This window comes from Nostoc sp. DedQUE08 (assembly GCF_034530895.1).
Taxonomy (GTDB): domain Bacteria; phylum Cyanobacteriota; class Cyanobacteriia; order Cyanobacteriales; family Nostocaceae; genus Nostoc.
In genome coordinates, this window is record NZ_JAVRCD010000011.1 from 129295 (window position 1) to 141490 (window position 12196).

At 41.3% G+C, this 12196-nt stretch carries 13 protein-coding genes and 1 pseudogene; 6 read left to right on the plus strand and 8 right to left on the minus strand.

Annotation, left to right across the window (positions count from 1 at the left end):
* The first annotated feature begins 783 nt into the window (after positions 1 to 783).
* From RMY64_RS10215 to RMY64_RS10230, 4 genes are all read left to right on the plus strand, one after another.
* Positions 784 to 3903, plus strand: a complete 3120-nt coding sequence (locus RMY64_RS10215; protein WP_322699941.1) for an MFS transporter — start codon at positions 784 to 786, stop codon at positions 3901 to 3903.
* Between the two features lie 290 nt (positions 3904 to 4193).
* Positions 4194 to 4466 carry a hypothetical protein gene (locus RMY64_RS10220; RefSeq protein WP_322672721.1) on the plus strand — a complete coding sequence of 91 codons (273 nt, stop codon included), beginning with the start codon at positions 4194 to 4196 and terminating at the stop codon, positions 4464 to 4466.
* 278 nt (positions 4467 to 4744) lie between these two features.
* A complete protein-coding gene (locus RMY64_RS10225; protein WP_322672720.1) occupies positions 4745 to 4987 on the plus strand; it encodes a hypothetical protein in 243 nt (80 codons plus the stop codon).
* 113 nt (positions 4988 to 5100) lie between these two features.
* Positions 5101 to 6042 (plus strand): alpha/beta hydrolase family esterase, encoded by a 942-nt coding sequence (locus RMY64_RS10230; RefSeq protein WP_322699942.1) that lies wholly within the window; start codon positions 5101 to 5103, stop codon positions 6040 to 6042.
* Between the two features lie 12 nt (positions 6043 to 6054).
* On the opposite strand, the gene RMY64_RS10235 is transcribed toward RMY64_RS10230, so the two are convergent.
* Positions 6055 to 6885 carry a dienelactone hydrolase family protein gene (locus RMY64_RS10235; protein ID WP_322699963.1) on the minus strand — a complete coding sequence of 277 codons (831 nt, stop codon included), beginning with the start codon at positions 6883 to 6885 and terminating at the stop codon, positions 6055 to 6057.
* Between the two features lie 219 nt (positions 6886 to 7104).
* Complete coding sequence (locus RMY64_RS10240; RefSeq protein WP_322699943.1) at positions 7105 to 7458, minus strand: hypothetical protein; 354 nt, start codon at positions 7456 to 7458, stop codon at positions 7105 to 7107.
* A 47-nt stretch (positions 7459 to 7505) separates the two neighbouring features.
* Between RMY64_RS10240 and RMY64_RS10245 the strand changes: the two genes are divergently transcribed.
* A complete protein-coding gene (locus RMY64_RS10245; RefSeq protein WP_322699944.1) occupies positions 7506 to 7751 on the plus strand; it encodes a hypothetical protein in 246 nt (81 codons plus the stop codon).
* Here RMY64_RS10245 and RMY64_RS10250 read toward each other — a convergent pair.
* The 3 genes from RMY64_RS10250 to RMY64_RS10260 all read right to left on the minus strand — a co-directional run bounded on the left by RMY64_RS10250 (position 7744) and on the right by RMY64_RS10260 (position 9225).
* Positions 7744 to 7956: a hypothetical protein gene (locus RMY64_RS10250; RefSeq protein WP_322699945.1), complete on the minus strand. Its 213-nt coding sequence runs from the start codon at positions 7954 to 7956 to the stop codon at positions 7744 to 7746. The two genes, RMY64_RS10245 and RMY64_RS10250, sit on opposite strands and share 8 nt — an antisense overlap.
* Before the next feature lie 28 nt (positions 7957 to 7984).
* On the minus strand, positions 7985 to 8506 hold the full coding sequence (locus tag RMY64_RS10255) for a DUF29 family protein (RefSeq protein WP_322699946.1): 522 nt from the start codon (positions 8504 to 8506) through the stop codon (positions 7985 to 7987).
* 95 nt (positions 8507 to 8601) lie between these two features.
* Positions 8602 to 9225 (minus strand): class I SAM-dependent methyltransferase, encoded by a 624-nt coding sequence (locus RMY64_RS10260; RefSeq protein ID WP_322699947.1) that lies wholly within the window; start codon positions 9223 to 9225, stop codon positions 8602 to 8604.
* A gap of 93 nt (positions 9226 to 9318) precedes the next feature.
* On the opposite strand from RMY64_RS10260, the gene hemH reads away from it, so the two are divergent.
* Positions 9319 to 10485: a ferrochelatase gene (gene hemH / locus RMY64_RS10265; protein ID WP_322672716.1), complete on the plus strand. Its 1167-nt coding sequence runs from the start codon at positions 9319 to 9321 to the stop codon at positions 10483 to 10485.
* A gap of 126 nt (positions 10486 to 10611) precedes the next feature.
* Here hemH and RMY64_RS10270 read toward each other — a convergent pair whose 3' ends face one another.
* From RMY64_RS10270 to RMY64_RS10280, 3 genes and pseudogenes are all read right to left on the minus strand, one after another.
* Positions 10612 to 11166, minus strand: coding sequence for a DUF4126 domain-containing protein (locus tag RMY64_RS10270; protein WP_322687993.1), 555 nt, complete (start codon positions 11164 to 11166; stop codon positions 10612 to 10614).
* A gap of 291 nt (positions 11167 to 11457) precedes the next feature.
* Complete coding sequence (locus RMY64_RS10275; RefSeq protein ID WP_322699948.1) at positions 11458 to 11988, minus strand: nucleotidyltransferase domain-containing protein; 531 nt, start codon at positions 11986 to 11988, stop codon at positions 11458 to 11460.
* Positions 11989 to 12010: 22 nt separating this feature from the next.
* A pseudogene (locus RMY64_RS10280) lies at positions 12011 to 12190 on the minus strand (IS5/IS1182 family transposase); the annotation flags it as partial.
* Positions 12191 to 12196: the final 6 nt, after the last annotated feature.

Below are 12196 nucleotides of genomic sequence, written 5' to 3' on the forward strand. Positions count from 1 at the left end.
TCTATACCGTTGTATTCCGGTGCAACAGCTGGTAAATCAGTAGAAGGACGAGTTTTCATTGTTTTTTCCTTCCTAATCAAGTTGGTTTTTATTCTTTAAATGCTCTCGTAACCAATCAAGTACAAAACTTTATAGCCAACTAAATCCCAAATTAAATAGGCAAGAAAGCCAATCATTGCAAAACGACCGTTTAAAATTGAGGCTTGAGGAGTCTAATAAAACAGAAAATCATTGCGATCGCAACTATTATATTCTGTTGACATTATTAGCAAATCTCTAGAAAAAGGAGTTGCCATTTCCTTGCCCTCAACAATTCGTTTGTTAACTTTAATGTAGCTATTAATAACTAGAATGCTTTCTGTCTATAGACACAAAAGACAAGCACTTCTTCTGACCGATGCTTAAACGTATTATTATAAATAAATCCACCTAGAGAGGGTGATAAAAACAGATATTGAAATAAATCTAAACTATTTGAAAGCAAACTATTTTGAAAATAGAGTTACTCACTATAAATTAAACAATTAAAATTAAAATTAGCAGTAAATTAAGTAAGATTGCTTGCCATTGAATTATGTTCTTTACCAAGAGCTAACAAAAGTTATATCTTCCGCTGTATGAGGGTTTCAGCCTTTGGAGAGATGCTTTAAAGACGTAAATTCTACGATTGTGATCTAAAGAGTTAGGTATTGCCATAGGTACAAACATAATAAATACTAAGAGTTGCTTCTCAAGAAATTCTTAATTCCCCAAATTGAAACTTAGTAGGTAGAAGGAAATCCAATGTTCCAAAGTACGGAAATCATGGTGGGACTCTATAAACCACTATTGTGGTTAGCACAGGTTCCATTAGAACGCTCAAACGTCACACCAGAACAAGCATCGGTTCTCATTTCCGGGCCACGCTTTTTTGTGGCTTTAATCTCCGGCGTGATTCTTGCCTTTGCTTTCCAATTAGTTCTAACTAATCTCTCCCTTGCATTCGGTATTTCCTACCTGGGGCACTCATCTGACTCGGATTCAGATAGTAGGGAGGTGGAAAGTTTGGGCGGTAATATTCGCAAAATCGGTACAGCAGTGGGAATTTGGACATTAGCCACTGTGACGATCGCCTTATTAATCGCTTCTTACCTAGCAGTAAAATTGAGCCTTGTGATCTCAGACCGAGGATTGGGAGCGATTCTCGGTTTAGTGATTTGGGGTGCTTACTTTTTGCTCTTAGTTTGGGTAAGTTCCACCACCGTAGGCTCCTTAATTGGCTCAGTTGTCAATACGGCAACATCTGGCTTTCAGGCGATTATGGGAACTGCTACCGCCGCACTAGGTGCGAAAGCTGTAAATAACCAAGTGGTAGCCACAGCTGAAGCCGCCGCTGCTGCTGTCCGTCGAGAACTAGGAAGCGCCATCGACCCCGTAAGTATCCGAGAAAACATTGAAGATTACTTAGAAAAGATTCGTCCTCCAGAACTCGATGTATCAAAGATTCGGAGTGATTTTGAAAATTTACTCAACGATCCGCAATTAAAAGCGATCGCTGGGACTCCAGATATCCGCAACATCGACCGCCAAAAGTTTATCGAGTTAGTCAGCAGCCGCACCGATCTTTCCAAAAAAGACGTTAGCCGGATTTCTGATACCTTATATAAGGTTTGGCAGCAAGTGGTAAGTCAGCAAGCACCCACCGCAGATCGGCTGGGTGAGTTAATGGATTATTTGAAATCACTCCCACCAGGACAAACCAAAACAGATGAACTAAACGCCAAACTGGATCGGTTATTAGCAGAACAGGGTGGTTCCAAAGAAACTGACCAAAACCAAAAGGCAGGCTCTGGCCCAATGCAAAGTACAATCCAGCAAGCACTATCCGCCTTAACCGCCACTGTGCTGGGACGGGCAGATTTGCCTGATTTGGATGTGGAAAAAATCTTGCGTAGTCTCACCACCGCCAAAGATAAAGTCTCTCAACAAGCAGATAAGCTAGGTTTGCCAACACCATCACAACCCTATAGCCCAATTCGGGCTGATGTCGAAAACTACCTGCACAATACTTATGCTTGGCAACTAAGTCCAGAAAGAATTGCCCAGGAATTTCATGATGTCATCTACGACCCAGCAGCCGACCCTGGAATCGTCCGCCGGGAACTAGAACGACTATCCCGTAATGATTTTGCCAATATTCTGCAACAACGGGGATTGCTTACCCAAGCCCAAATTCAGCGCATTGCCAATCAGCTAGAAACAGTCCGCCAAGAAGTGCTAGTAACAGTCAGAGCTATTGAAGAAAGAGATATAGTTCAAGACTTGCAACGCGCAGTAGAAAGTTATCTGCTCGTTACTCCCAAGGCAGATTTGACACCCGAAGGCATTGAGCAGAATTTTAAACCACTGCTGGAAGACTCAGAAGCAGATTATGAAACCCTGACATTGCGGCTAGCGCACCTTGACCGCCAAGAAATTCGGCAGATATTGCTACAACGTAACGATGTCCAGTTATATGAAGTAGATAGCATTGTCGATGAGTTGGAAAAACAACGCGATCGCGTTTTGGTAGAATCCAAAGGACTAGCAGAACAGGCACAATATCAAGCAGAAACCCTGTGGCTGAATGTAGAATCATATCTGCGTAACACCGGAAAATCAGAATTGAATCCTGATGCCATCCGCGCCGACTTCAAAAAGCTACTGGAAGATCCCCAAGCTGGAATTAGCTCAATTCGGGCACGCTTGTCTCGCTTTGACCGCGATACCTTAGTCCAATTGTTGAGTCAACGGGAAGATTTGAGTCAAGATCAAGTTAATCAAATCATCAATACTACTGAAGAGTCATGGTACAATATTCGCCACACGCCCCAAATTGTAGTCGATAAAGCTAAAGAGCAATACGACTCTGTGACGACAACGATCGCAGATTATCTCCGAAATACTGGCAAACAAGAACTCAATCCAGAAGGTATTCAGCGAGACTTGACCAGATTGTTTGAAAATCCCAAAGAGGGAGCCGTCGCACTGCGCCGTCGGTTGTCGCGGGTAGACAGAGATACACTGGTGAAATTGCTCAGTCAACGCCAAGACTTGAGTGAAGAACAAGTCAATGAAATCATTGATTCCACCCAAACTTCGATTCGTAACTTTGTGCGTGCGCCTCGTCGTCTAGCTAGCCGTACACAACAAAGAGTGGAATCATTCAAAGGTTATTTGGAAGAGTATCTGCGTCAAACGGGTAAAGAAGAACTCAACCCAGAAGGTATCAAACGCGACTTGCAATTATTGTTGCACGATCCGCGAGTTGGAGTAGAAAGTTTTGGCGATCGCCTTTCCCAGTTTGACCGTGATACCATCATCGCCCTGCTGAAAATTCGGGAAGATATTTCTGATGAAGAAGCAGCGCGGATTGCCGATAATATGGTGTCCGTAAGGGATCAATTTGTCGAACAAGTACGCAGCATTCAACGGGGCATTCAAGATGCAATTGATGGGGTTTTCGCCCGCATTCGTAACTATCTCAACTCCCTGGATCGCCCAGAACTTAACTATGATAGTATTAAGCGCGATCTTCGCACAGTTTTTGACGATCCCCAAGCTGGTTTTGATGCCCTGCGCGATCGCTTGTCCTCCTTTGACCGTGATACCCTAGTGGCAATCATGAGTTCTCGTGAGGACATCTCCGAAGAAGATGCCAACCGAATCATCGACCAAATTGAACGGGCACGCAACACAGTATTACAGCGTGCAGAACGCATACAGCAGGAAGCCCAACGCCGTCTAGAACAGGTAAAGCATCAAGCACAGCGGCAAGCAGAAGAAACCCGCAAAGCCGCAGCTACAGCAGCGTGGTGGCTGTTTGCCACAGCATTCGTCTCCGCCATTTTCTCTGCATTAGGAGGAGCGATCGCTGTAGTTTAACTAGTTGTCTCCGCTAACTTTTCAGCCTCCCATAATGGGAGGCTTTTCTATTTTAAGTACGTCGAGAATAAAGAAATACGCATTGGCATTTGTGTAATTATGTCTTTCAATATAGTCATATATGAATATCCTTTACTGCTCTAATCTCAGCAATTAGATGGGTGAAAATAGAATTGGTTTAATGTTTTAATTTTTTTTAATAACTTGCAATTAAATCTCAGCCTATTATCAATAAATTACTGCGTAATTTTTGCAAGTTAATAATTTTACCTAAGTAGTAATTTCAAACAATGGAAAACACGTTAGTTGATAAAACCTTCCGTGACAGCAGTGGCAAAATTGTTGTGGCTCAAATGCCAAACCCACCACTTATTCTTTGGATAGTAGCTAGTTTACTCACTCTAGTTTTTACAAGTGGTAAAATCAATACAGTGTTAGACTTTGTGGCAAATGGCGCATTGTTTACTTGGGCGTGGATGGAGCTATTTCAAGGCGTTAATTATTTTCGCAGAGCGCTAGGTCTTGCCGTATTGATTGGAATGATTGCATACAGAATTCAGTAATTATACTTTATTAAGTAATAAATAAGACTCAAGGGAGAATTCTAAACTCCTTTTTTTTTGTCCAAAGTTTAAAATGTGAATAAAGTCATACTGACATTATGACTTTATTACACTGTGTTTTCTTATTCAGCATTTTAAACTGAGAGCAATACAGCAAATCAATTAAGTTGTGTAACAAACAAAGCTTACTGTAAAGCTAATGAGTAAGAATATTTGTTCGCGAATTATTGATAAATGCTGTATAAAACTCAAGCAAATTAATTGATGGAGATTTAGATATGAAACGTATTTTATTAGGTACATTACTTGCTCTCCCATTTGCAATTTCCTCCTTACCGTCACAAGCATCAGCAGCAGAAATCATTGTCAGACCCAATGTTCATAGAGCTGCTATTGTGCGTAGACCTGTTGTTGCCCGATATCAACGAAAGTTAATTCCTGCACATTGGGAAACAGTACGACGCGGCCACAGGTGGGTTAAAGTTAGAGTTCCTGCTCGTTATGTAAATGTCAGAGTTTAATATCTAAATAGAGGCTAACAACTTTAGTTGTTAGCCTCTATTAGTTAAAACTTTGTTGCTGAATAAGACTTATAATTAAAGACAAGTAGTTAAGATAAGTCAATTTAATCAACATGAATATATCTCAAAATTCTCATCTTTTAAAAAAAATTTTAATATTTATACTAGGAATTAGTTTAGTAACAGCCTGCGATTCCATTCAGGCTGACGAAAAAAATATAACTAAAGAAAAAATCTTGATTGGTGATAATTATGGAGAACTATACGATCAAGGAAAGTTACGGACTTACTATTTTTACACTCCAAAATCTTATAACCTACACCACCCGATACCATTAGTTTTAGTGTTTCATGGAGATGATGGTAATGGTCGGTCTATCAGTAATGTGACTCGCTTCAATAAATTAGCAGACCAAAAAGGATTTATTGTTGTTTATCCAGATGGAATTGACCAAAAATGGAGTCTTAGAGGTAACGCTCAAGGAAAGGTAGATGATGTTTTATTTGTCAGTGCTTTGATTAATCATCTTCAGCAGCAACTTAATATTGATAGTCATAAAGTTTATGCCACTGGTTTTTCTAGAGGTGGTATACTTACCCAAGCACTAGCTTGTAAGTTACCTGATAAAATTGCTGGCTTTGCATCAGTAGCTGGTTCGCTCCCAGTTAGACTCAAACCTAGTTGCCAGCCTCAAACTCCCATATCGATGTTAACGATCAACGGTACAAACGATCGCGATGTACTTTATGAAGGTGACGATCGCACTCAACGAGGAGCGCTGGTTTCGATTTCAGACATGGTACAGTTTTGGCGATCGCACGATCGATGCACCTTATCAAATGCATCTTTGAATTTTTCTGAAGATAAAGTGAAAACCGCTATCTACACAGGTTGTAATGGCAACTCCGAAGTCTGGCAGCTAGCGGTAGTCAACGGTGGACATTTCTGGCCTGGTGGTTCTTCAACTGACGAGAACCTAAACAAATTCAATGCGAAGTTAGGGCTGAACGCCAGTGAAACAATTTGGAACTTTTTTCAGCGTCACAGTTCATAAGTAGCTAATTTTTTAAACACCATTTTCCTTAAACCATGCCAAGAGGCGTTTCCAACCATCTTGAGCTTCTTGCTGGCGGTAGGAGGGGCGATAATCGGCAAAAAATGCGTGGGGTGCATTGGGATAGACGATAATTTCAGATTTGCTACTGCTGGACTTTAAGCGATCGCGCATCTGCTCTACTGTATCAAGAGAAATACCTGTATCTTTCCCACCATAAAGTCCAAGAATCGGGACTGTCAGTTTTGATGCAATATCCACGGGATACTGGGGCTGAAGTTCGGTAGCATCGCCCACAAGCCGCCCATACCAAGCTACACCAGCCTTTACCTGGGGATTATGTGCAGCATATAACCAAGTAATACGACCGCCCCAACAGAAGCCTGTAATTGCCAACTTCTCGCCATTACCCTTAGCTGATTTCTTTGCCCAGTTTACTGTAGCATCAAGATCGGATAATACTTGGGCATCTGGTACTTTGGCGACAATTGGACGAATTTCGTCTATATTGCTTAACTTCGAGACATCGCCTTGACGGATAAATAATTCGGGTGCGATCGCTAAATATCCCAACCGAGCAAAGCGACGAGTGATATCCTGGATATGCTCGTGTACACCAAAAATTTCTTGGATTACCAGAACGATGGGGAAATTATCACCAGTTGCTGGTGCTGCTCTATAGGCAGGAATTTCGCCATCTTTGACGGGAATTTTCACTGCACCAGCTACTAACCCTTTGGCATCAGTAGTGATGACTCCGGCAGAAATGGGTTGTACTGCAAGGGCAAAACCTGTCGCCACCGTAGCTGTTGCAATAAATTTGCGGCGCGTTATTTCTTTCATCATCTCTACGTTGAATTACTAAGTTCCCTTATATTTAGGTTACTGTATGGTGAAATGCGCAAAGGGGTAGGTGTACAAATTTCACTCCCGAAAAAAGTGCTTCTATTTCAACACCAGCAAGCGTTTCACCAAAATTTCCAATAACCGAATATGCTTGTTTTTCAATGCCTTTGGCAATTCCTTGCCCTAACTTGGCAGAGATATCCCGCCCAACACCTTCTAAGACCCAGTAGCGATTCGCTGAAATGGAGATGCGATCGCCCCCACGATTCTACTAAATGCAGAGGGTTTAATTTTCTCAATAGATTTGCCAACGCGATCGCCTATGTCATCCCCTAGCTTGGTAGTGACATCAGAAAAGGCGGGTTTTTTTAGGCTACCAGACAAGCTAACTGTGTCCATGTCTGCTTCTACCTTTACTCCAGCGGTAATCCCCGTATTTAATCCCATTGGTTTGAGCTTTACCGGGACTTCTACTGGTTTAAAGGTTTGCGATAGCCCATCAACTTTGCGGCTAAATGCCTCAGAGTCCAGTTTTAGCTGCACATTAATGCCAACTCTCTTATCAGCCATAATTGGACTCCGGGAATACTAAATTGTTAACTAATAATTAATGACTAATGACTCAAAAAGTAATAAAACGCGGGTGGGTAGATTGGGCTGTAATTGGGGTAATGCTTTTAATCCCTACGTCACTCGCTGTACTCTCTATTGCATATCCCAATCCTGAAACCAAAGCTGAATGCATCCGCCGAGTAACCAAAGACATACGCGATCGCTACTACAACGCCGGGAAACTAACGATTGACACAACAGAAGAGATAGAAGCGCTCGCTTCTGAGATTAAATCCAAATGCCCTAATTAACCTTTTTTGCTGACTTGAGTAGTCTAAGTTCTTCCCTTAACTCCTCAAGTTCAGTTTTTCCGTTTGAAGTTGCTGAAGTAGATTCAATTGTGACAATTCCTTCTTCTTTGTGGTTGGGATTAAGGTATTTGTCAATTATTTGTAATCCTTCAGTGTGTTCAGCGATCGCTTCTTGGTTGCCCTTGGTTTTAGCATTGCAATTCATCAAAATCCCTATTAGGGATTAAAAAATTTTACCGCCTACCCGCTTTCCAATCTTCTCCACCGGATAACTGAGTTAAATTTTCAGCCAAAACTGCCGGTAACTCCTTAGCTGAATAGGAATAGGTTAGTGCCAAAAATTTCAATGCAGTCTGAATAATTTGGTTTCTATCTACTATTTCAGACAGTTGGAATTGATTATATACTCCATTCATTACTTCATCACTAGCATCAGCGATCGCATCTTCAATCACTTCCTCTTTTATCAAGTTCTCCCACTCACCTAAATTAATATAGTAAGATTTTTTATTATCTTTGATATTAAGACTTTTAATTTCCCGAATTGAATTACGAATAGAATTTGCCCAAGAACCAGTTAATCGTTGTTCTACTTGGTTTTTAATCAAATGAATCAGTAGAATCCTTAAATAAGCTTGGATATTCCGCAGAATAGCTTGTTTACTCATGCCTTCTAATTCGTCTACAATTGCTAAGGCATCTGCATAACGCCCTTCCAAAATACTCTTTTTGAGGTCTATTAGTTCCTGCATCATTTTTTCTCCGCCTACCTGCTTAAGTATTATATAAAAACAACCTATACTTTATTAATAGCAGAGTTTATTAGCTACCATTAATAAAGTAGTATTGTTCATTTATTAGCCTGTATAACTTGCAAACTCCCACCTGCATATAAAGTAGACTTACTCACTTTAAAGCCAGTCTTAGCTAACAACTCAGCTAAATCAGTTTTCAGTAATTTCCAAGCTGTTTCCGTCTCAAACAACAACAAAAACACCGATATCCCAGGCCAAAATATCGGATTTGTCGGAGCGTGAAAATCCACCAGCGTAAACACTCCTCCTGGCTTCAGCACCCGATAAACTTCATTAATAATTTTTCGTAATTGCTGAGGCTGCATCTCATGTAATGCAACGCTGGTATGCACCACATCAAACAAATTATCTGCAAATGGCATCTCTTCAGCAAAAGCTTCTATGTATGAAGCTTCCGGTACATTTAGCCGCGCCCGTTGCAAAGACTTAGGTGAAGCGTCTAATCCTGTTACGTTTTGTGAAGTTTTTACTAAAAACTCCGTCGTTTGGCCACTACCACAACATAAATCTAAAACCTGAGAATCTGAGTGAATTGTTAAGCCTTGCAAAGCAAGTTGCCGAAAACGGGCTTCACCACCTACACTTAAGGCTGCTAAACGAGAGATACCATCATATAACCACTGATAACGGTAACTCCAATCTCTTAAAATTGTTGCCATTGCATATTTCCTTGCTATTAAGCTTTATATTTAATAAAGATATATTGTTAACATTAGTAAAAAACCTGAAAAGATTGGGGGAAAGTAACTGCTATGGGTCGTGTAGGCGTCTTATTACTCAATCTCGGTGGCCCTGATAAGCTAGAAGATGTTGGGCCGTTTTTGTACAATCTATTTTCCGATCCGGAAATTATTCGCCTACCATTTCGCTGGTTGCAAAAGCCCCTAGCCTGGTTTATTGCCACACGGCGAACCAGAACATCTCAAGAAAATTATAAGCAAATCGGTGGTGGTTCCCCATTGCGGCAGATTACAGAAGCCCAAGGGGAAGCTTTAAAAGAACAGTTAGGTTTTTTAGGGCAAGAAGTTAATATTTACGTGGGAATGCGTTATTGGCATCCCTATACAGAAGAGGCGATCGCACAAATTACCCAAGACAAGGTAGAACACCTGGTAATATTACCACTATATCCCCAGTTTTCTATCAGTACCAGTGGTTCCAGCTTCCGGCTTTTAGACAAGCTTTGGCAAGAAGATCCAAAACTCCAACCTATTGATTACACCGTCATTCCTTCTTGGTATAAACAACCAGGCTATCTTCAAGCAATGGCGCAACTCATAGCCCAAGAACTTGAGCAATTCCCCAACCCGAATGACGTTCATATATTCTTCAGCGCTCATGGCGTTCCGAAAAGCTACGTTGAAGAAGCAGGCGACCCTTACCAAGTGGAAATTGAAGAATGTACTGCGTTGATTATGCAGACTCTCAATCGACCCAATGCTCACACCTTAGCTTACCAAAGTCGTGTCGGCCCAGTAGAATGGCTCCAACCCTATACTGAAGATGCCCTCAAAGAACTAGGCGCAGAAGGCGTGAAAGATTTGGTTGTGGTGCCAATCAGTTTTGTCTCAGAGCATATCGAGACACTACAAGAAATTGATATTGAGTATCGAGAAGTAGCCGAAGAATCAGGAATTCACAACTTCCGCCGCGTACCTGCTCCTAATACTCATCCAGTATTTATTAATGCACTAGCCGAATTAGTGATTGATGCACTGAGAAACCCCAGTTTCAAGCTTTCGCAAGCTGCTCAAATGAAAAAAATGGTCAAGATGTACCCTCAAGAGCGTTGGGAATGGGGTCTGACGACTAGTGCTGAAGTATGGAATGGTCGGATTGCGATGCTGGGTTTTATTGCCTTAATCGTAGAACTGATTACCGGTCATGGCTTCTTGCACATGATTGGGCTTTTGCGATAAAGGGAATGGGGCATTGGGCATTGGGCATTGGGCATTGAGCAGAGGCGAAAAGCTTAGTGCAAATCTCCCCTTAGTTTTCCTACTTCCCATACTTCCTCATCTCACTTGTCTGTCATGCCCCATTCCCTATGCCCCATGCCCTTTTCTGCCTTTGTTATACCAGTCATACCACTGTTTAGCACTACGAACTGCGAACCAGAGCAGTATTAAAGCAATTACTCCTCCTTGCCAAGGAGCATCAAAGGCAAATAGTACTAGAGCAATGCACAAGGTATCTTGAAGAAAGACTGCCCACAACGGTAAGCCACGTAACCGATAGAACCAACCAATTTGGACGAGCTGGAGTACCAAAGCTAATAAACCTCCAATTATGGCAATCAGCCAGTTTGGGGTTGCTGTTGCTGTAGCTACTCCTAACCCCATAATCGCCCCTACAAGGGGAGACATGAATAACTGAACCACTTGGAGCAATCTTTGCCCCCAAAGCTTTTTTGAGGCTAATAATTCAATTAATGACCAACTGGTGAGGCAACATAATAATATTGGTGGAGAAATGTGAGATAAGATTGGAACTTGTGACCACAAGTTGCTACCCTGCAATAAGCCAATAATTAGCAAAGGTATGCCTATTCTCATTCCTGCTGCCGCAGAGGCAGAAAGTGTGGCTAGGATTTCAATCATCAAAGCACTCGTAATATTAATACATAAGTAAGTATTTGTTATGTATACTACCCAGTGCTGGCAATAATTCGAGCATCAAACAGATTACAATATTAAATTTTGTTGGTATCTTTATACAGCAAAATTTAGGCGCAGTTTTTTTAACAGGCTCATCCTAAACATTAGACCTCTTGCAAAAGTAACTTTTGCACTCTTGCGGGAAAAAGGACTCATCTTTATTGGGGAAAGGTTTTTTTTATTCCTTTTCCCTTTCCCCTTTCCCCTTTACCCCGACAAATGCCAAGAAGTCTATTATCCACAGTTCTTCTCAAACTCCTCGTACTCCAAAGGCAGCATGATGCCGAAATGGTAACACAGCGCCTTAACATCGCGGTAATCGTTTTCATCAAACGCGTATCCAGTATGGAACCTCACCATCCACTTAGGCGATATACATCTTACAGGATATCCAGCTATCAAGCCATGTCCGGATAGTGAGTCATACGGATATTCAATGCCATAAACATGATTACCCGTTGAATCAAATGTATACGAATGAATATCGATTTCATTCCCTTGGTGATTTACCAAAACAAAGTTGTAATCGCGTGTATCGTCGCAAAGCCTATCCTGATAGCCTCTAGTTTCAAGTAAAACTCTTATTTGAGCCACATCTTTGTGCTGAACAGCTATATCTAAGTCAGTATGGGTTCGAGTTTGCTTTCCAAGCAAAGCATCAACTCCCCATCCCCCATCAATGTAAACTTCAATTGCATTCTCCTCAAAAAGCTGCACTATCTTAATCACTTCCTGTGCAGTCATTTCAGGCTCATATTCTTGCATCTGAGTACTCTCTCCAATACTAAATCACAATTAAAACTTGGTCTTCAATAATTAATGGAGGACGACCTGTTTTTTTTTCTTTTGAGCATCAGCTTTAACTAACTACATCCAGCATTAACTCAAAGGTTTGACGGCTTACTCCAGTCATACGCTTAAATTTTATTGAAGTAAAAGTAAAGTGTTTAGCTTTCTCTATTTTCACTGTTAA

What these genes read in the sequence shown, in the direction of transcription:
- RMY64_RS10230 (WP_322699942.1), top strand. Translation starts at nt 5,101, where the DNA reads ATGAATATATCTCAAAATTCTCATCTTTTAAAAAAAATTTTAATATTT.
- RMY64_RS10250 (WP_322699945.1), bottom strand. Translation starts at nt 7,956, where the DNA reads ATGAATTGCAATGCTAAAACCAAGGGCAACCAAGAAGCGATCGCTGAA.
- hemH (WP_322672716.1), top strand. Translation starts at nt 9,319, where the DNA reads ATGGGTCGTGTAGGCGTCTTATTACTCAATCTCGGTGGCCCTGATAAG.
- RMY64_RS10275 (WP_322699948.1), bottom strand. Translation starts at nt 11,988, where the DNA reads ATGCAAGAATATGAGCCTGAAATGACTGCACAGGAAGTGATTAAGATA.
- RMY64_RS10260 (WP_322699947.1), bottom strand. Translation starts at nt 9,225, where the DNA reads ATGGCAACAATTTTAAGAGATTGGAGTTACCGTTATCAGTGGTTATAT.
- RMY64_RS10270 (WP_322687993.1), bottom strand. Translation starts at nt 11,166, where the DNA reads ATGATTGAAATCCTAGCCACACTTTCTGCCTCTGCGGCAGCAGGAATG.
- RMY64_RS10255 (WP_322699946.1), bottom strand. Translation starts at nt 8,506, where the DNA reads ATGATGCAGGAACTAATAGACCTCAAAAAGAGTATTTTGGAAGGGCGT.
- RMY64_RS10240 (WP_322699943.1), bottom strand. Translation starts at nt 7,458, where the DNA reads ATGGCTGATAAGAGAGTTGGCATTAATGTGCAGCTAAAACTGGACTCT.
- RMY64_RS10220 (WP_322672721.1), top strand. Translation starts at nt 4,194, where the DNA reads ATGGAAAACACGTTAGTTGATAAAACCTTCCGTGACAGCAGTGGCAAA.
- RMY64_RS10215 (WP_322699941.1), top strand. Translation starts at nt 784, where the DNA reads ATGTTCCAAAGTACGGAAATCATGGTGGGACTCTATAAACCACTATTG.
- RMY64_RS10225 (WP_322672720.1), top strand. Translation starts at nt 4,745, where the DNA reads ATGAAACGTATTTTATTAGGTACATTACTTGCTCTCCCATTTGCAATT.
- RMY64_RS10235 (WP_322699963.1), bottom strand. Translation starts at nt 6,885, where the DNA reads ATGAAAGAAATAACGCGCCGCAAATTTATTGCAACAGCTACGGTGGCG.
- RMY64_RS10245 (WP_322699944.1), top strand. Translation starts at nt 7,506, where the DNA reads ATGACTCAAAAAGTAATAAAACGCGGGTGGGTAGATTGGGCTGTAATT.